The organism is Rathayibacter sp. KR2-224 (assembly GCF_049446075.1).
GTDB lineage: Bacteria > Actinomycetota > Actinomycetes > Actinomycetales > Microbacteriaceae > Humibacter.
Window position 1 is genome coordinate 189,364 of the sequence record NZ_JBMSEB010000001.1, and the last position, 18,145, is coordinate 207,508.

Here is an 18,145-nt window from a genome sequence, read left to right on the forward strand (position 1 = left end):
CTGACATGGGGTGGAAGAACCCGCCGATCTCGTGGTCGGAGCTGGAACGGACACTCTCGGGGCGCAGACCCCCTGAGGGCAGCCTCGCCGAGCTCGACTCTCCCGCGCGCAGCGTGAAGCGCCGCAGCTATCATGGCGAGCCCATCGTTCCGATCGATGGGCCGTACGTGCCGTACGCCGAGCTGCACGCGCATTCCAACTTCAGCTTCCTCGACGGCGCGAGCGATCCGGAGCGGCTCATCGAAGAAGCGGCGCGGCTGCGGCTGACCGGACTGGCGCTCACCGACCATGACGGGTTGTACGGCGTGGTGCGGCTCGCCGAGGCAGCCGAGGCGCACACGAGCGTGAAGACGGTGTTCGGCGCCGAGTTGTCGCTGGGTCTCGGCAAACCGCAGAACGGCGAGCCCGACCCGCATGGTACACACCTCGTCGTGCTCGCCCGCGGTGAGGAGGGCTACCACCGGCTCGCGGGTGCGATCACCGACGCGCAGTTGCATCCGCACGCCGAGAAGGGGCGCCCGATCTACGACCTGCGGCAGCTGGCCGAGCAGGCAGGCGGTCACTGGACCGTCTTGACCGGATGCCGCAAGGGCGCGGTGCGGCAGGCGCTCGCCGGCAGCGCGGGCACAGGGTTGAACGCGGGCACAGGGTTGAACGCGGGCACAGGGTTGAACGCGGGCACAGGGTTGAACGCGGGCGCAGGATTGAATACGGGCGCAGAGTCCAACGTGAGCACAGAGCCGAATGTGGCCGCGGCATCCCGTGCGCTCGACGAGCTCGTCGAGCTGTTCGGGGCCGAGCACGTTGTCGTCGAGCTGTTCGACACCGGGTCACCGCTTGACACCGTGCACAACGATGCGTTGTACGAACTGGCGAAACGGAAGGGGCTGGCATCCGTGGCAACGGGCCTCGTGCACTATGCGACGAGGGCGGAACGCCCGCTCGCCACCGCGATGGCAGCGGTGCGCGCCAGACGAAGCCTGGACGAACTGGACGGCTGGCTGCCTGCGGCCGCCACGGCGCGTTTGCGCTCGGGAGCGGAGATGGCCGCCAGGTTCGCACGCTACCCGGGGGCCGTCGAGCGCACCGTGGAGATCGCAGAGAGCCACGCGTTCGAGCTGCGTTCGGCCAAGCCAAGGCTCCCGAAGCAGGACGTGCCAGAGGGCAGCACGCCCATGAGCCACCTGCGCGAGCTCGTGGCGCGTGGTGTGGCGAAGAAGTATCCGCCGAGCTATCCGCACGCGCGCGCCGACGCGGTCTCTGCGCGCATGGAGCAGGAGCTGAAGGTGATCGAGGAGAAGGACTTTCCCGGATACTTCCTCATCGTGCACGACATCGTGCAGTTCGCCCGCAGCCGCGGCATCCTCTGCCAGGGCCGCGGTTCCGCAGCAAACTCGGCGGTCTGCTACGCGCTGGACATCACCGCCGTCGACTCCATCCAGTTCAACCTGCCGTTCGAGCGCTTCCTCTCCAGCATGCGGCCGGAGGAGCCAGACATCGATGTGGACTTCGACGCCAGACGGCGCGAAGAGGTCATCCAGTACGTGTTCGACAAGTACGGCAGGCGCAACGCCGCACAGGTGGCCAACGTGATCAGCTACCGGCCGAAGAACGCAGTACGCGACATGGCCAAAGCGCTCGGCCACTCCACCGGGCAGCAGGATGCCTGGTCCAAGCAGGTGGAGAGGTACGGCCCAGACGTGTTCACCGGCGATCACGACATCCCGGATGCCGTCGTCGCGCTCTCCGAACAGCTGCTGCGCGCGCCTCGGCACCTGGGCATCCATTCGGGCGGCATGGTGCTCACCGACCGGCCGATCGGAGAGGTGTGCGCCATCGAGCACGCCCGCATGGAGAACCGCACTGTGCTGCAGTGGGACAAGAACGACTGCGAGTGGATGGGCCTGGTCAAGTTCGACCTGCTCGGCCTCGGCATGCTCGCCGCCGTGCAGTACATGTTCGACATGGTCGAGCAGCACCTCGGAGAGAAGTGGACGCTCTCGACGCTTCCCAAGGAGGAGCAGGCGGTCTACGACATGCTGTGCAGGGCGGATGCCATCGGCGTCTTCCAGGTGGAGAGCCGCGCCCAGCTCGGCACGCTCCCCCGCCTGCTGCCGCGCGAGTTCTATGACCTCGTCATCGAGGTGGCCCTCATCCGGCCCGGTCCCATCCAGGGCGGAGCCGTGCACCCGTACATCCGCAGGCGGGCGGGCAAAGAAGACGTCACGTACGCGCATCCGGATCTGCGGCCTGTGCTGGAGCGCACGCTGGGCATCCCCCTGTTCCAGGAGCAGGTGATGCAGATGGCGATGGCCGTCGGCGACTGCTCGGGGGAAGACGCCGACCTGCTGCGCCGCGCGATGGGGTCGAAACGCGGCATCGAGAAGATCGAGACGCTGCGCGACAAGGTGTTCGCAGGCATGGCCGAGCGAGGGCTTTCCGACGAGGAGGCGCAGAGCATCTGGGCGAAGATCGAGGCGTTCGCCGACTTCGGCTTCGCCGAGAGCCACGCACTGAGCTTCGCGCTCATCGTCTACGCCAGCTCCTGGCTCAAGCTGCACTATCCGGCGGCCTTCCTCGCCTCGCTCATCAAGGCGCAGCCGATGGGCTTCTATTCGCCGCAGACCCTGACCCAGGATGCCGTGCGTCACGGCGTCGTCGTGCGGCACGTCGACATCCTGCGCTCGGGCGTGCATCCCGACCTCGAACCCATTGACCAGAATGTCACCCTGACCGGGATGCCCGCGTGCCTACAGCAGAAGCAGCCACCTGTGCCCAAGCGCTTCGACCGCGAAGCTCCGGATGTCTCGGCCGACCACCGCAGAGACGGCGCGCTCGCCGTGCGGCTCGGCCTCGCAGGCGTGAACACGATCGGTGAGAAGCACGCCGAGCGCATCGTCGATGAGCGCGAAAGCGGTGGGCCTTTCACGAGCATGCACGACCTGGCCCGCAGAGTGGGTCTGACGGCACCCCAGCTGGAGGCGCTGTCGGCGGCAGGCGCGTTCGAATCGCTCGGCCTCACACGCAGGCAGGCTCTGTGGTCGGCCGGACCGGCATCCAGGGAGCGCAGGGGCTACCTGCCCTCCACCGCGGTCTTTGTACAGCCACCGTTGCTGCCCATGCTGACGGCGTCGGAGCAGACGGTGTACGACCTGTGGTCGACGGGGATCTCCCCGGGCGATCATCCGATGCGGCACGCTCGAGAGGCGCTGGCCGAACGCGGCATCCGCTCGATCACCGAGTTGCTGCGGGTGGAGGCGGGCACGCGCGTGGAGGTGGCAGGAGTCGTCACGCATCGGCAGCGTCCGGCGACGGCGAGCGGCATCACGTTCCTCAACATCGAAGATGAGACGGGCATGCTCAACGTGATCTGCAGCGTGGGCGTGTGGACGCGCTACCGAAGGGTCGCACGCGAGGCGGCTGCCATGGTGGTGCGGGGCATCCTCGAGCGTTCGGAAGAAGGCATCCTCAACATCGTTGCCGACCGGTTCGAGAATCTGGCGCTCAAGGCGCGCACCACCTCTCGCAACTTCCAGTAGTGCGAGATGGCCCCGCCGACTGGATCGGCGGGCGTCCGTCGCGTGAGGGGATCAGCCCGGCTTGACGCTGTTGTCCTTCGACTTGCCGGGAGCCCCTGCGCTGTTCGGGCCGGCCGGCTCGTCCATGAGATGCAGACCCTGAGTGCTGTTCGCCGACAGGGTGAGCAGCTCGATCCACTCCCGGTTGATGGCGGGAGACTTGCTGCCCGAGTAGCGGAAGTACAGCGGGATGGCGGGATCGATCCAGACCGCACTGCGGCCGTCGCCCACCGAGATGTCATCGCGCCAGGTGAAGAAGAAGCCTTCGCGGCGACGCAGCTTGGCCCCGATCACAACCTGAAGGTGGGCGAGAACACGGTCCTCGAACTTCACCTCGATGTCGGACCCGCCGTACAAAAGAGCACCCACGACAACCTCCGTATGGATCGGCCCCCGATCCGTCAGCATACCGTCGCCCCTGGCCCCACCGCTCTGCCGCGACACGGCTCAGGTTCGGCCCTGGCGCCCATCGTGCGGCCGCGGCACTGTCAAGCCCTTGTCCGTCGCCGGCTCGCTGCGTAGCGTTCAGGGCGCCTCGCAAGACCATCCGTGAAGGAGGAGTTATGGGCGACGAAGACAAGGTCGAGAACAAGAAGGACGAGCTCTGGGGTAAGGGCAAGGAGGCGGTCGGAAAGGCGACCGGCGACGACGAGCTCGAGTCGCAGGGCAAGTTCGATCAGTCCAAGGCGAACCTCAAGCAGGCGGGCGAAAAGGTGAAGGATGCCTTCACCGACGACTGAGTCGAGCGCCTGCGAGCTAGCTCGCAAGGCCGAGCCGATGGAGTCGGTCGAGCGGTGAAACCGCGAATACCGACGACGACTGAGGGCTAGCCGTAGAGGTAGCGAGGGCGGTCCCGCAGCGTCATGCGCGGGGCCGCCCTTCGTCATGTCGGGCTGCCCGCCCCCGGTACGCTCGGCCGGCCATACGGATCAGCGCAGCAGTTCCTGCCAGCCGTCGCCGACGGCATCCTCGAAGATCAGGCTCGTCTGAGTGTGTGCGACCGCCGGGTCGCCCGTGAGGTACTCCAGCACGAAGTCGCGCAACTCCCCCGCATCGCGTGCCGCCACGTGCAGCAGGTAGTCGTCTGCACCCGCGGTGTGGAAGAGGCGTAGCACGCCCGGCCAGTGCGGGGCGGCCGCACGGAACGCGTCGATCTGGGCTCGCGAGTGCTTGGCCAGTCGCACCGCGATCATGGCCTGCAACGGGATGCCTGCGGCCGGGAGATCGACATCCAGCCGGTATCCCGCGATCACGCCTCTGCGCCGCAACGACTTCAGACGAAGCGACACGGTGGACTCGGCGACGCCGAGTTGGGCGGCCAGGGCCGCGCCCGTGACGCGGGAGTTGCGGGACAGCGCGAGCACGAGTGCCCGGTCGATCGGGTCGAGTTCGGAAATCTTCGGATCTGGCATGGCGGCGTCCTCGTCGATGCAAGAGTATGCGGTCAAAGGCGTGACCCTCGAAGGATATTCGGTTCTTCTTCCTCTGCATCGCTGTATCTGCTGATCTGGAGGCATGGCAGCTTCTTCTTCGCCCTCCCGCCCGGCCCGGGCCCACCTGGAGACCGTGGCCGTGCACGCCGGAATGGAGGGGCTCACCGAGGCCGGATCACACGTTCCGCCGATCGACCTCTCGACGACCAACCCGCTGCCCGGCGTGGAGGCCGGGGGCGACTCCTACGAGAACCTGGCGACGGGCGGCGAACCGCAGCCGGGCGACTCGGCCGTCTATCAGCGGCTGTGGCAGCCGGGCGTCGCACGCTTCGAACGGGCGCTCGCCGAGCTCGAAGGAACCGAGGAATCAGTCGCGTTCGGCACAGGCATGGCGGCCCTCACCGCCTGCTTGATGGCCGCCGTGGCCGCAGGCACGCCGCACATCGTGGCCGTTCGCCCGCTCTACGGCGGAACCGACCACGTGCTGAAGACCGGCCTTCTGGGAACGAGCGTCACGTGGGCGAGCCAGAACGGCATCGCCTCCGCAGTCCGACCCGACACCGGTCTCGTCGTGCTCGAGACTCCGGCCAACCCGACGCTCGAGCTCGTCGACATCGCGGATGCCGTGGCGCAGGCAGGCTCGGTCCCCGTTCTCGTCGACAACACCTTCGCTTCGCCCGTTCTGCAGCGCCCCGCCGAGCACGGCGCCCGGCTCGTTCTGCACAGCGCCACCAAGTATCTCGGCGGCCACGGCGACGTGATGGGCGGCGTGGTGGCCACCGACGACGAGTGGGCGCGTCGGCTCAGGAGTCTGCGTGCCCTGACGGGCGCGCTCCTCCACCCGTTCGCCGCATATCTGCTGCACCGTGGGCTTCGGACCCTGCCCATCCGCGTTCGCGCCCAGCAGGCGACGGCATCCGAGCTTGCACACCGTCTGCAGGAGCATCCGGCAGTGCACCGCGTGCTGTACCCGGGATTGCCTGGGCAGGATCCGCTCGGCCTCCTAGGGCGCCAGCTCGACGGCCCGGGTTCTCTGATCTCGCTCGACCTGGGCGACCATGACAGTGCGGTGCGGTTCGCTGAAGCATGCACGCTGGTGACTCACGCGGTGTCGCTCGGTGGCGTGGATTCGCTCGTGCAGCACCCTGCGTCGCTCACGCACCGGCCGGTCGAAGCCGCCGCGAAACCCCATCAGGGTGTCGTGCGGCTCTCGATCGGTCTCGAGCACGTCGACGACCTGACCGACGATCTGATGCACGCTCTCGACGCGGCCGCGGGAAAGCGACCGTCGTCGAGGCGACCTGCGTCGGAGCGACCTACGGCGCGCCGGTCAGTGGTGGCCGAGTCGTTTGCGTAACAGGTCGATGCGCGCCTGAAGCTGTGTGACGCTGGCCTGTGCGACGGCCGGACCACCGCACAGCTTTCGGAGTTCGGCGTGGACGAGGCCGTGCGGCTCGCCGCTTTGCTTGGCATAGAGCCCGACGAGACTGTTCAGCAGGCTGCGCTGCTCCTTCAGGGTGCGGTAGACGGGTGCCGGTGCCTTCGGAGCGTCCGCCTGGGCTGGTGCACGATGCGCGGCGCGCTTCGCTTGACGCGCCTGGCGGGTGCGCAGCAAATCGTGCACCTGATCGGGTTCCAGCAGGCCGGGGATGCCGATGAAATCCCATTCCTCGTCGCTTCCCGGTTCCGCGTACCCGCCGAAGTCGGCGCCGTCGTAGAGCACCCGGTCGAAGGCGGCGTGCGAGTCGAGCGCTTCGAAGGCGAACTCCTGCTGCAAGGAGTCGGATGCCTTGTCCGACCGCTCGGCCGCCGCCATCATGGCGTCCTCCGGATTCCAGAGGTCGCCGTCGCCTTCGGCGGAGACGCGGTCGAGCGCATGGTCGCGCTCCAGTTCCATGTGACGTGCGAGGGCTACCAGCACGGGCACGTCCGGCAGGAAGACCGTCGCCGTCTCGCCTCGACGTCGGGCACGCACGAAGCGACCGATGGCCTGTGCGAAGAAGAGCGGGGTGGCGGCGCTCGTCGCGTACACGCCGACAGCGAGGCGCGGAACGTCGACGCCCTCCGAGACCATGCGAACCGCGACCATCCAGCGGGACGAGCCCTGCGAGAACTCTTCGATGCGGTCGCTTGACTCCTTCTCGTCGGAGAGGACGACGGTGACCTTCTCACTGCAGATACCCTCGAGGATCGCGGCATAGGAGCGTGCGGCCACCTGATCGGTGGCGATCACGAGACCGCCGGCATCCGGCACCTGCTGTCGTACCTCGCTCAGGCGACGATCCGCGGCGTGCAGCACCTGAGGGATCCACTCCCCTTTCGGGTCCAGCGCGGTGCGCCACGCCTGAGCGGTGATGTCTTTGGTGTTGCCTTCGCCGAGCCTGGCCTCCATCTGGTCGCCGGTCTTCGTGCGCCAGCGCATGTGCCCCGCGTAGACCATGAACAGCACGGGACGCACGACGCCATCGGAGAGAGCCCGGCCGTACCCGTAGTTGTAATCGGTGCGGGAGGTGCGGATGCCTTCTTCGTTCTGCAGGTACGTCACGAACGGGATGGGCGAGGTGTCGCTGCGGAACGGCGTTCCAGTCAGCGACAGGCGGCGCTCGGCGTGCTCGAAGGAGTCGCGGATGGCGTCGCCCCAGCTCAGCGCGTCGCCGCCGTGGTGCACCTCGTCGAGGATGACCAGGGTGCGTCGGTCCAGCGTGATGTCGCGGTGCAGCGCGGCGTTCACGGCCACCTGCGCGTAGGTCACGGCGATGCCGCGATAGTGCGACCCGTATCTGCCGTGCGCATTCTTGAAGGCCGGATCGATGGGGATGCCCACGCGCGCCGCCGCCTCCGCCCACTGCCTCTTGAGGTGTTCGGTCGGTGCCACGATCGTCACCCGTTCGACGGTTCGCCGCTTCAACAGCTCGACCGCGAGACGAAGCGCGAACGTCGTCTTTCCCGCTCCGGGCGTGGCCGCAGCGAGGAAGTCGCGTGGCTCGTAGCGGAAGTACGCCTCGAGCGCCTCCGCCTGCCAGGCACGGAGCTTGCTGGCGGTGCCCCATGGTGCGCGCGCCGGGAACGACGGCGAGAGGTGCTCGATCGCCCAGGTGCCGACGGTGTGATCTGCGTTCTGATCGGCATTCTCCTGGCCCGACGGCTGCTGACCGTCGTTGCTTTCGGCATCGGCGCGCGTCGACGCCGAATCGGAGGCCTGCGCGGGCTCGGACGCGGTCGGCTCGGCCATCGCATTCGGATCGGCCCTCGAGTCCGGATCCTGATCAGGGGTGTGGGCAGACGTCGAGACGGGTGCAGGGGTCGAGGCGCTCACTTCACTCAACGGTACCCAAACCGTGCGACGCTCGTGGCGCCATCCCCATCCATGAGTCGCCAAGGGGGACGAGAGCCGCCGAGGGGCCGCCAAACGCGCAGAGCAGAATGGAGGCATGACGGACCCGCTGCATCCTTTCCACCGGTACGTCGCTGTCGGTGACTCGTTCACCGAGGGGATCGGTGACCCCGACGCGAACGCCCCTGGCGGATATCGCGGATGGGCGGACCGTGTCGCCGAGGTGCTGGCACGAGGCACAGACGATTTCGCGTACGCGAACCTAGCCGTGCGGGGCAAGCTGATCCGGCAGATCGCTGCCGACCAGGTGGGCCCGGCGGTCGCGTTGCGACCCGACCTCGTCACCATCTCCGCCGGAGGCAACGACGTGCTCCGTCCGGGAAGCGACCCGGACGAGATCGCCGCGATCTTCGACGACGTCATCGCGAAGCTCTCGGGCACCGGAGCGGCCATCGTCGTCTTCACGGGCGTGGATGTCGGCTTCTCACCCGTCTTCAGGGCGATCCGCGGCAAGGTCGCGATCTATAACGAGAACGTACGTGTGATCGCTGAGCGATACGGATGCCTCGTCGCTGACCAGTGGGCGCTCAAAGACGTGCAGGACCAACGGCTCTGGTCGGTCGATCGCCTGCACATGAACCCGCTCGGCCACCACACGGTCGCGCGCATGGTGCTTGACACCCTCGGCGTGCCGCACGACCTGCAGCCCATGGAACCCGAGCCGCTTCCGGAGCGCTCCTGGCGTCAGGCGCGCGCGGAGGACCTCTCGTGGGCCAAGGAGTATTTCGTGCCATGGGTCGTTCGCCGCATCAAGGGCGTGTCAAGCGGCGACCACCTGCTGCCGAAGCGGCCCGAGCCGGCACCCGTCACAGTGCCGGGCGACGAAGAGACGGCGATGTAGACCGCGACCCGGTCACGGCAGGAGCAGCTGCGGGTGCGTCAACCGCCAGCCGAGGCCCGGATCTTCGACCGCCTTCGACACCGTGAGCGCGCTGCTGAAGCTCTGACCGCCGCCGGCGAACGTGACGGTTCCGACCTCGTCGCCCGGCTTCGCCACGGTGCCTGGGGTCGAACGCACCGTGACCTTGATGGGCGCGTTCGAGAAGACGAAGATGCCGCCCGTCTTCTGGCTCTTCAGTTGCGCAGTGTCGCCCCACACACTGCGGTACGTTCCGTAGTCGGCGCCGGCAGAGCCCACCGTCACCTCGTGGAAGCCGTCCTCCACGCTCTTGAGCAACGTCGGAACATCCGTCCAGAGGTTGGTGTAGTCCGGAGCGCCGGTGACGACCCCGACGAGCTTCAGCGGATGTCCGTGCACCGTCACCGAGGCGGCGAACAGCAGGCAGTGCCCTGCCTGGTCCGTCCATCCCGTCTTGATGCCGACGATCCCGTCGTGGCCGAGCAGCTCGTTGCCGTTCTGCACCGTGCCGGCACCCGGCAGGTCAGCCGTCGGTGTATCGACGATCTGCGCGAGCACAGGATTCGCGATCACGAGCTTGCCGACACTCACGAGATCCGGCGGGGTGCTCACGCTGCCAGGGTCGAGGCCGGACGGGTCGGTCAGGTGCGTCCCGGTGAAACCGTGCGAGCTCAACCACGAGTTGGCGTAGGTGAGGAACGCGTCGACGGAGCCGAAGCCCCAGATGGCCAGCGAGATGGCGTAATTGTTCGCGCTGGGCAGCAGCATGGCCGTCAGCGCCTGCTTCTCGGTGAGCTGCTCCCCCGCCTGCACGGGTGCCCACGAGCCGTCCTCTGCCCACACCTGGTGCAGGATGTCGACGTCAGCGCTCGTAAACGTGATGGTCGGTCCCTCGCTGCCCTGTGGGATCGGATGCTTGTCCAGCAGCACGAGCGCGGTGATCGTCTTCGTCATGCTCGCGATCGGCTCGCTCTGCATGCTGCCGTTCTGCACGAGCAGCCCGTCGCGGCCGACGAGACCGACCGCCGCGCTGCCCCACGCTGGGAAGGCGGGTTGCACGGCGTCTGCACGGAAGGTGGTGGAAGCGGATGCGGCCTCGGCCGCGGCAGGCAGCGGCGCGACCGCGGCCAGCGCGGTGTAGACGGCCGTGATGACGAGGACTGCGAGCACGGTGAGCGTCGCAAACCGCCTGCGTCGCACCCGACCCGCGCGCTTGCGCCCACGCCCTGACGCGGCGCGGGCGTCGGCAGCGGCGAGCGATGCGACGTCGTCGCTTTCTGTGCTCGGGGGTCGAGAGGCGTCAGGCACGGCTGCCATATTAAGGGCGCGCGCTATGTGCCGGTTTCAGGAATGCGCCGACGTGTTCGACTCTGCAGGGATGCGCAGCGCGTACAACGCCACTGCGGCGGCCGCAGCCACGTTGAGCGAGTCGACCCCGTGCGACATCGGAATCGTGACGACGCTGTCCGCTTCCGCGAGCGCCCGGCGGCTGAGGCCGTCTCCCTCCGAACCCATGACGAGTGCGACTCGGTCAGGCGGATTCGCGGCGAACGCATCGAGGCTCACCGCGTCTTCTGCGAGGGCGAGCGCTGCGAGGTGGAAGCCGGCGTCGTGCAGTCGCGGCACGGCATCCTGCCACTCCCCTATGCGTGTCCACGGCACCTGCAGCACGGTGCCCATGCTTACGCGAACGCTGCGCCGGTACAACGGATCGGCGCAGCGCGGGGTGACGAGAACTGCGTCTGCTCCGAGACCCGCCACCGCCCGGAACGCTGCGCCGACGTTTGTGTGGTCGACGATGTCCTCCAGCACAACGACGCGGCGTGCTCCGTCGAGCACCTCTTCCAGCGCCGGAAGAGCCGGCCGATGCATGGCGGCCAGCGCACCGCGGTGCAGGTGGAACCCGGTGAGCGCGGTGAGGGCATCCTCGCTGCCCACGTAGACCGGAAGGTCGGGGAAGCCCTGCAGGAGGGGCTCCAGATCGGGCAGCCAGCGCTCGTGCAGGAGCACCGAGCGAGGAATGTGCCCGGCGGCGAGGGCGCGCGCGATCACCTTGGTCGACTCCGCCAGGTACAACCCCCCTGCCGGCTCGAGCGCGCGTCGCAGCGCGACGTCGGTCAGGCGGGCGAAGTCGGCGAGTTCTGGGGCGTCGATCGTGTCGATGGGGATGATCTGCATGGCGTCCAGGGGGAGGAAACAAATCCGAAAACTGCGCTGTTTACACTGAAGTCGAATGAGGGGAAATCCGTGAGCACAGCCATGACGACGGATGCCGGGATCGACTCCGCCCTCGACATCCTCGCAGACCGCAAGATCGCTGTGCTCACAGGTGCCGGTATCTCCACCGACTCGGGAATCCCGGACTACCGCGGAGAGGGCGCGCCCCGCCGCACACCGATGTCGTTCTCCCAGTTCCTCGGCGATCCGCGATCGCGCAAGCGGTATTGGGCTGGGAGCCATCTGGGTTACGAGCGGTTCAGAGCCGCCGAGCCTAATGCTGGTCACTTCGCACTCGTGCGCATGGAAGTGGCCGGCGTCGTCCCCGGCGTGATCACCCAGAATGTCGACGGGCTCCACAGCCGTGCTGGGTCGCGGCGTGTCGTGCCGCTGCACGGCACTATGGACCGCGTGCTGTGCCTGAGATGCGGGCAGATGTTCGCGCGTGAAGACGTGGCGGCTCAGATCGACGCCTTGAACCCGTGGCTTGGCAGTCCGGATGCCGTGACCATTGCCCCGGACGGCGACGCCGAGGTGACCGACGTCGACTCGTTCGCCATTCCGTCGTGCAGCGTGTGCGGCGGACCGCTCAAGCCCGATGTGGTGTTCTTCGGCGAGTTCGTCCCTCCGTTGCGATTCGAGGCCGCCCGCGAGCTGGTCGACGGCGCAGAGGCGCTGCTGGTGGCCGGATCGTCGCTCGCGGTGAACTCTGGCATCCGTCTCGTGGAGCACGCTCGGCGCCGTAAGCTGCCCATCGTGGTGGTGAACCGTGGCGAGACAAAAGGCGACACCAGGGCGACTCTGAAGCTGGATGCCGGCACCTCGGAGACGCTGGTAGCGCTCGCCGACGCTCTGGCCGGGACTTCGGCCGCGTGAGCACGGCTCGCGCGAGGGCGCGGCGAGCCGGACCGCGGATGCCGCGTCGTGGCAGCGAAACGCTCCTCACGCTCGTGCGGCACGGCGAGACGGATTGGAACCGTGAGCGCCGAATCCAGGGCTCGTCCGATGTGCCACTGAATGAGGTGGGCGTTGCGCAGGCCGGTGCCGCCGGTGCCGCGCTCGCCGACGCGGGATACGCGGCGGTGTACGCGAGTCCGCAGTCGCGAGCGTTCGAGACCGCGCGCATCATCTCCGAAGCGATAGGCGTTCCGCTCTCCGGCACGTTCACGGAGCTGCGTGAACGGTCGTTCGGAGCGGCCGAAGGCATGACGGGCCCCGAGATCGGCGCGCGGTTTCCCCACGGCATCCCAGACGAGGAGGCCAGGGACGACGTGGTGCGCCGTTCACTGCCGGTGCTCCATCGCATCGCTCGTCGTCACCCGGGCGGCCAAGTGCTCGTCGTGACCCACGGCGCCGTCATCAGCTCGCTCGTTCGGCACCTCAGCGGCGGCACGCTGCCGAAGCCGGGCGAGGGCATCCTGAACCTATCGCTCACCCACCTCGTGCACACGCGGGAGGGGCTGGAGCTCGGCGAGTTCAACGTGCCGTCGCACGATGCGCAGCAGATCGCAGATTCCGTGCTGCTGGCATCGCAGCCCTCGGATCAGGACGTGGCGTCCAACGCCGCGCCCGACGCGACCTCTTCGAGCACGGCAAGCAGCGCGGCGGCGGATCCCGCCCAGGTGTAGCGGGCGGCGGCGCTCACGGAGAGCGCCGAGCGTGAGGCCCACTCCCCCGGCTCCTCGAGGCTGCGGACCGCCTGGGCGAAGGTTGCCGCATCCCGTGGGTCCGCGTAGACGGCGGCATCAGCCCCGATCTCCTTGAAGATCGGGATGTCGCTCGCCACGACGGGCGTGCCCACACGCATGGCCTCGACGACCGGGATGCCGAATCCCTCATCGAACGACGCGGTGACCAGCGCCGTTGCATTCAGCAGAGCCGCGAAGTAGTCCTCGTCGCTCGCCCCGTCGTGAAACACCAACCTGGCCTGGGGCGCGGCGGCCTCGAGACGTGCGCGTTGTGCGTCTGTCACGCGGCTCATCAGATGCAACTCGTAGTCAGGCAGGAGCGCAGCGGCCCGCACGAGCGTCTCGACGTTCTTGTACGGCATGAACGAACCCATGTAGACCAGCGACTTCGTCGCGGGCGCAATGCGGGGCCGGGCCGGCACACCGGCAGGCGCCTCTGCCGCGTTCGGTACGACGTGTACGGGTTTGCGGGTGAGGCGGTGCTGCGCGATGAGTGCCGCGGTGGTGTGCGAGACGGCAACGACGGCATCCGAGCGGTTGAGGAGCATCCGCTGAGGCCACCAGGCGAGGTGGTAGAGGCGCCACAGCCCGCGCACGAACGCGGGCAGATCGCGCGGCGGCGTGCGGTTGCGGTAGTAGATGAGGTCGTGCACGGTCTTGACGAGGCGGTAGCGGCGGCCGATGGACCCCATCGTCTGCATGGGCGTGAACACGACGTCCGGCCGCAGCCGGTTGACCTGCCGCGCGACCAACGGCTCGAGCACGCTCGTCGGCGACGAGACCTTCACCCAGGGCAAGGGCGGCAGCATGTCGAGCTGCGCCGTATCGCTGACCAGCATGGTCACCTCGTGCAGCTTGCCGAGCTCGGTGACGATGGATGCCGTGTAGCGGCTTATCCCGTCGTGCCGCCCGATGCGGGTGTACCGGCAGTCGAAGACGAGCTTCATGCCTGCTCGCGCACGAACCGGCGCACCTGGTCGGCGGCCTCGTCGGGCGCCTCGTAGTGCACGAGGTGCCCGACGCCGTGCACAACGTGCAGGCGAGCGTCGGGGAAGAGCGTCTGCAGCCTGCGCTGTGCCGCGATGGGCGTGATGTCGTCGCGGTCTGCGGCGACGAGCAGCACGGGTTCCGCGATGCTGGCCGCATATTCCGACACGTCGTGTCCGACGGATGCCCGGAACGCCTCGAGCACAACCGTGCGGTTGGCGAACGCACTGAAGTATCTGGCGTGCTGGACGTGGATCCACGCGCGCAACGGACGGTCCTTCGTCTTCGCCATCGCCTCGCTCATGACGCGAACGATGAGCCCGTTGCGGAGCAGCCCGAACCCGAGCGACTCGGGAAGCACTGCCGAGAGCCAGTAGTAGAAGATGGCCAGCCGCGTGAAGACCGCCCTCGGCCCCTTCAGCGCAGGCGCGCCGATGGGATTCACGAGCACGACGGCATCCGGACGCGGGCCCGGCCCGCCATCGGCCTCCCCTTGGAGCATGGCAGCGACCACAATCGAGCCGAACGAGTGGCCGAGAAGTACGAAGCGGCCGGTCAGCTCCACTGCCGAGAGGAATGCCAGCAGCCAGTCCGCGTAGCCGTCGACGTCATGCACGCGGGGCAACGGTTCGGACGTGCCGAAGCCCGGCAGGTCGGGAACCAGCACGCGGTACTCCGAAAGACGCGCCGCGATGGGTTCCAGACCGTGGTGGTCTCCGCGGAAACCGTGCACGAGCACCATCGTCGTGGCGGCATCCTGCGGCCCGTACTCCCAGAACGCGGTTTGCGCTCCTTGCACCTCGACGGAGCGTTCGCGCGGGCGCACTTCGGCCCGATCGGAGGGCGCGTTGTTGCTGGTCGGCGCTGCACGGTTGGACATCACGCCCCAGTGTAGGTGAGCGGTCGTGGAGGTCAGCCGGGCCCGGACAGACCCTAGACTCGATGGAAGCGCCGCGTGCGCCACGACGAGACTCTTTTGAACCATCGAGAACGCACTGCAGCCGCAGGAGGACCCGTACGTGACCTTCACAGCACCGATCCAGCTGCCTGGCCTCACCCTCGACCCGCAGTGGTATCGGCGGGCCGTGTTCTACGAGGTGATGGTGCGCTCGTTCGTCGACAGCAACGGCGACGGGACGGGTGACATCCAGGGCCTGATCTCGAAGCTCGACTACCTGCAGTGGCTGGGTGTCGATGCGCTGTGGCTGCCGCCGTTCTTCACCTCGCCGTTGCGTGACGGCGGATACGACGTCGCGGACTACCGCACGATCATGCCCGAGTTCGGCACCCTCGACGAGTTCCAAGACCTCGTCACGAAGGCGCACGAGCGCAACATGCGCATCGTCATCGACCTGCCCCTGAACCACACGAGCGATCAGCACGAGTGGTTCCAGGCGTCACGCAGCGATCCCGACGGGCCGTACGGCGACTTCTACGTGTGGAGCGACACGGACGAGAAGTGGCCCGACATCCGCATCATCTTCACCGACACGGAGGAGTCGAACTGGGCGTTCGACTCAGAGCGACGCCAGTTCTTCTTCCACAGGTTCTTCTCGCACCAGCCCGACCTCAACTTCAACAACCCGGCGGTGCACGACGCCGTCTTCGACGTGGTCAGGTTCTGGCTCGACATGGGCGTCGACGGGTTCCGGCTGGATGCCATCCCGTACCTCTACGAGTCCGACGAGGGCAACGGAGAGGGCGAGCCGCCCACGCACGAGTTCATCAAGCGCATGCGGGCGATGCTCGACAGGGACTACCCGGGCCGCGTCATGATCGCAGAGGCAAACCAGTGGCCGCGCGAGGTCGCAGCGTTCTTCGGGAGTGAGGAGGAGCCCGAGTGCCACATGGCGTTCGACTTCCCCGTGATGCCCCGCATCTTCTATTCGCTGCGCTCGCAGCGGGCTGACGAACTCGTGCGAGTGCTGTCGGAGACCACCGACATCCCGGAGGGCGCCGGCTGGGGCGTGTTCCTGCGCAACCACGACGAGCTCACGCTCGAGATGGTGAGCGAGGAATACCGGCAGGCGATGTACGGCTGGTACGCCTACGACCCGAGGATGCGCGCCAACGTCGGCATCAGACGTCGCCTCGCACCTCTGCTCGACAACTCACGAGCGGAACTCGAACTCGCCCATGCCCTGCTGTTCTCGCTCCCCGGCAGCCCGTTCCTCTACTACGGCGACGAAATCGGTATGGGCGACAACATCTGGCTGCCAGACAGGGACTCGTCGCGCACGCCCATGCAGTGGACGCCCGACCGCAACGCGGGCTTCTCGACGGCGGATCCAGGCAAGCTGTACCTGCCCATCGTTCAGTCGCTCGTCTACCACTTCAACCAGGTGAACGTCGAGGCGCAGCTCGCGCAGTCGCGCTCGCTGCTGCACTGGGTGCGCAACGTGATCTACGTGCGCAAGGCGCATCCGGTGTTCGGACTGGGATCGTTGGCAGTGCTGCCCTCCGACCACTCCTCCGTCCTCGCGTTCGTGCGGTCGTACGCCGGAACGGGCACGGTCTTCGGCGATCAGCCGGAGAACGTGCTGTGCGTGTTCTCGTTCTCCCACAACCCCATCTCGGTCACGCTCGACGCCCCCGAATTCGCCGGATGCTCGCTCTACGACCTGTTCGGCGGCGGGCAGTTTCCCACGATCGCCGAGGACGGGCGCTTCACACTGACGCTCGGCACGCAGAGCTTCTACTGGCTGCACATCGAACCCCCGCACTGAGCCGTCGTGCGCGCCGCCCAAGAGGCGACGACGTGGATCGGATCCCGCTGGTTGCACTGGCGCGCCGCCCGGCCTTTGACGGTGGCTGTTCCTAACGTTGCAGTCATGAAGCAATGGCACGACGAACTGGGCGTATTCGATCTCGAGACAACGGGCGTCGACGTCAATACGTCGCGCATCGTCTCCGCTCATGTCGGGCTGCTGGATGCCGATGGCAATGTCGTGGAGCGCATCGACTGGCTCGTGAACCCTGGCGTGCCCATACCTGAGGCTGCCACCGCCGTGCACGGCATCACGACGGAACGGGCCCGTACGGAAGGACGGGATGCCCGCGACGCCGTGCTCGAGATCGTGGCGGCGCTGCGCACGCTGTTGCGGCGGAACATCCCGATCGTCGCGTACAACGCGCCATACGACTTCTCGCTTCTGCAGCGCGAGGCTCTTCGGCACGGCATCGAGCCCCTGCGCGACCCTTCGCCCATCGTCGATCCGCTCGTGATCGACAAGGCTGTCGACAAGTACCGAAGGGGCAAGCGAACTCTCGCCATCACCGCAGACCACTACGGAGTCAGTCTCGTCGGTGCACATGACGCGGGAGCGGATGCCGTTGCCGCCGGCCGGGTGGCGCAGGCCATCGCGCGTGCCTACCCCGCCGAGCTCGGAGTGGACGTGACAGAACTGCACAGGCTCCAGGTGCAGTGGTGCCAGGAGCAGGCCAAGGACTTCCAGGCCTACATCCGCAGGGTGAAGGATCCGCTGTTCACGACGAGCGGCACCTGGCCCTGCCGCTGAACCGCGTCACCGGAACCACTTGTCCGCCACGCCGCTCCGTCGGCGCCAGGGGTCGAAGGACCGGTTCGAGCAGGGAGCGGGTACGCGAAAGGGCGGCCGGACGGACCGACCGCCCTCGCGGTGTGCTTGGCACGTCGCCGCAGCGCCGAGGGGCACCCATTGGTGCCGGCTGATGCTACTTGCCGAAGCCCTTGAAGCGCTGGTTGAACTTCTCGACGCGACCGGCGCTGTCGAGGATGCGCTGCTTGCCCGTGTAGAACGGGTGCGACGCGCTGGAGATCTCGACGTCGATCACGGGGTAGGAGTTGCCGTCCTCCCACTCGATCGTCTTGTCGCTCTTCACCGTGGAACGGGTCAGGAACGTGGCGCCCGAAGCGAGGTCACGGAAGACCACCGGAGCGTAAGCGGGGTGAATGTCGGACTTCATCAGGACTTCCTCGAAATGCTGGGGATGAAATGCTGGAAAGTGAA

The 18,145-nt window shown here is 67.6% G+C and carries 16 protein-coding genes; 8 read left to right on the forward strand and 8 right to left on the reverse strand.

Features of this window, described 5'->3' with window-relative positions; genetic code table 11:
• Window positions 1–5 precede the first annotated feature (5 nt).
• Window positions 6–3,539, forward strand: coding sequence for an error-prone DNA polymerase (locus ACO2Q7_RS00925; RefSeq protein WP_423353771.1), 3,534 nt, complete (start codon window positions 6–8; stop codon window positions 3,537–3,539).
• Between the two features lie 51 nt (window positions 3,540–3,590).
• Here the strand turns inward: ACO2Q7_RS00925 and ACO2Q7_RS00930 are convergent, their stop codons facing one another.
• Window positions 3,591–3,947, reverse strand: coding sequence for an ATP-dependent DNA ligase (locus ACO2Q7_RS00930; RefSeq protein ID WP_423353772.1), 357 nt, complete (start codon window positions 3,945–3,947; stop codon window positions 3,591–3,593).
• 194 nt (window positions 3,948–4,141) lie between these two features.
• On the opposite strand from ACO2Q7_RS00930, the gene ACO2Q7_RS00935 reads away from it, so the two are divergent.
• A complete protein-coding gene (locus ACO2Q7_RS00935) occupies window positions 4,142–4,318 on the forward strand; it encodes a CsbD family protein (protein WP_423353773.1) in 177 nt (58 codons plus the stop codon).
• 189 nt (window positions 4,319–4,507) lie between these two features.
• Here ACO2Q7_RS00935 and ACO2Q7_RS00940 read toward each other — a convergent pair whose 3' ends face one another.
• Window positions 4,508–4,990 carry an Lrp/AsnC family transcriptional regulator gene (locus ACO2Q7_RS00940; protein WP_423353774.1) on the reverse strand — a complete coding sequence of 161 codons (483 nt, stop codon included), beginning with the start codon at window positions 4,988–4,990 and terminating at the stop codon, window positions 4,508–4,510.
• A gap of 103 nt (window positions 4,991–5,093) precedes the next feature.
• On the opposite strand from ACO2Q7_RS00940, the gene ACO2Q7_RS00945 reads away from it, so the two are divergent.
• Window positions 5,094–6,368 carry a trans-sulfuration enzyme family protein gene (locus ACO2Q7_RS00945; protein WP_423353775.1) on the forward strand — a complete coding sequence of 425 codons (1,275 nt, stop codon included), beginning with the start codon at window positions 5,094–5,096 and terminating at the stop codon, window positions 6,366–6,368.
• Here the strand turns inward: ACO2Q7_RS00945 and ACO2Q7_RS00950 are convergent.
• A complete protein-coding gene (locus ACO2Q7_RS00950) occupies window positions 6,342–8,243 on the reverse strand; it encodes a DEAD/DEAH box helicase (protein WP_423355926.1) in 1,902 nt (633 codons plus the stop codon). The two genes, ACO2Q7_RS00945 and ACO2Q7_RS00950, sit on opposite strands and share 27 nt — an antisense overlap.
• Before the next feature lie 199 nt (window positions 8,244–8,442).
• Here ACO2Q7_RS00950 and ACO2Q7_RS00955 point away from each other — a divergent pair, with 199 nt between their 5' ends.
• Entirely contained in the window at window positions 8,443–9,246 is an 804-nt protein-coding gene (locus tag ACO2Q7_RS00955; RefSeq protein WP_423353776.1) for an SGNH/GDSL hydrolase family protein, read from the forward strand.
• Between the two features lie 12 nt (window positions 9,247–9,258).
• On the opposite strand, the gene ACO2Q7_RS00960 is transcribed toward ACO2Q7_RS00955, so the two are convergent.
• The gene (locus ACO2Q7_RS00960) at window positions 9,259–10,572 is read right to left on the reverse strand and encodes a D-alanyl-D-alanine carboxypeptidase family protein (protein WP_423353777.1); all 1,314 of its coding nucleotides are present in this window, start codon (window positions 10,570–10,572) and stop codon (window positions 9,259–9,261) included.
• Window positions 10,573–10,608: 36 nt separating this feature from the next.
• Complete coding sequence (locus ACO2Q7_RS00965; RefSeq protein ID WP_423353778.1) at window positions 10,609–11,442, reverse strand: TrmH family RNA methyltransferase; 834 nt, start codon at window positions 11,440–11,442, stop codon at window positions 10,609–10,611.
• An 81-nt stretch (window positions 11,443–11,523) separates the two neighbouring features.
• On the opposite strand from ACO2Q7_RS00965, the gene ACO2Q7_RS00970 reads away from it, so the two are divergent.
• Together ACO2Q7_RS00970 and ACO2Q7_RS00975 are read left to right on the forward strand one after the other, a co-directional pair.
• A complete protein-coding gene (locus ACO2Q7_RS00970) occupies window positions 11,524–12,357 on the forward strand; it encodes a Sir2 family NAD-dependent protein deacetylase (protein ID WP_423355927.1) in 834 nt (277 codons plus the stop codon).
• A 38-nt stretch (window positions 12,358–12,395) separates the two neighbouring features.
• A complete protein-coding gene (locus ACO2Q7_RS00975) occupies window positions 12,396–13,109 on the forward strand; it encodes a histidine phosphatase family protein (protein WP_423353779.1) in 714 nt (237 codons plus the stop codon).
• Here ACO2Q7_RS00975 and ACO2Q7_RS00980 read toward each other — a convergent pair.
• Window positions 13,025–14,116: a glycosyltransferase family 4 protein gene (locus tag ACO2Q7_RS00980; protein WP_423353780.1), complete on the reverse strand. Its 1,092-nt coding sequence runs from the start codon at window positions 14,114–14,116 to the stop codon at window positions 13,025–13,027. The two genes, ACO2Q7_RS00975 and ACO2Q7_RS00980, sit on opposite strands and share 85 nt — an antisense overlap.
• On the reverse strand, window positions 14,113–15,036 hold the full coding sequence (locus ACO2Q7_RS00985; protein WP_423353781.1) for an alpha/beta fold hydrolase: 924 nt from the start codon (window positions 15,034–15,036) through the stop codon (window positions 14,113–14,115). The genes ACO2Q7_RS00980 and ACO2Q7_RS00985 overlap by 4 nt, the downstream gene beginning before the upstream one ends.
• A 139-nt stretch (window positions 15,037–15,175) precedes the next feature.
• Between ACO2Q7_RS00985 and treS the strand changes: the two genes are divergently transcribed.
• Window positions 15,176–16,882 (forward strand): maltose alpha-D-glucosyltransferase, encoded by a 1,707-nt coding sequence (gene treS, locus ACO2Q7_RS00990; protein WP_423353782.1) that lies wholly within the window; start codon window positions 15,176–15,178, stop codon window positions 16,880–16,882.
• A gap of 105 nt (window positions 16,883–16,987) precedes the next feature.
• Complete coding sequence (locus tag ACO2Q7_RS00995; protein WP_423353783.1) at window positions 16,988–17,674, forward strand: exonuclease domain-containing protein; 687 nt, start codon at window positions 16,988–16,990, stop codon at window positions 17,672–17,674.
• A gap of 175 nt (window positions 17,675–17,849) precedes the next feature.
• Here ACO2Q7_RS00995 and ACO2Q7_RS01000 read toward each other — a convergent pair whose 3' ends face one another.
• The gene (locus tag ACO2Q7_RS01000) at window positions 17,850–18,101 is read right to left on the reverse strand and encodes a type B 50S ribosomal protein L31 (RefSeq protein WP_423353784.1); all 252 of its coding nucleotides are present in this window, start codon (window positions 18,099–18,101) and stop codon (window positions 17,850–17,852) included.
• Window positions 18,102–18,145: the final 44 nt, after the last annotated feature.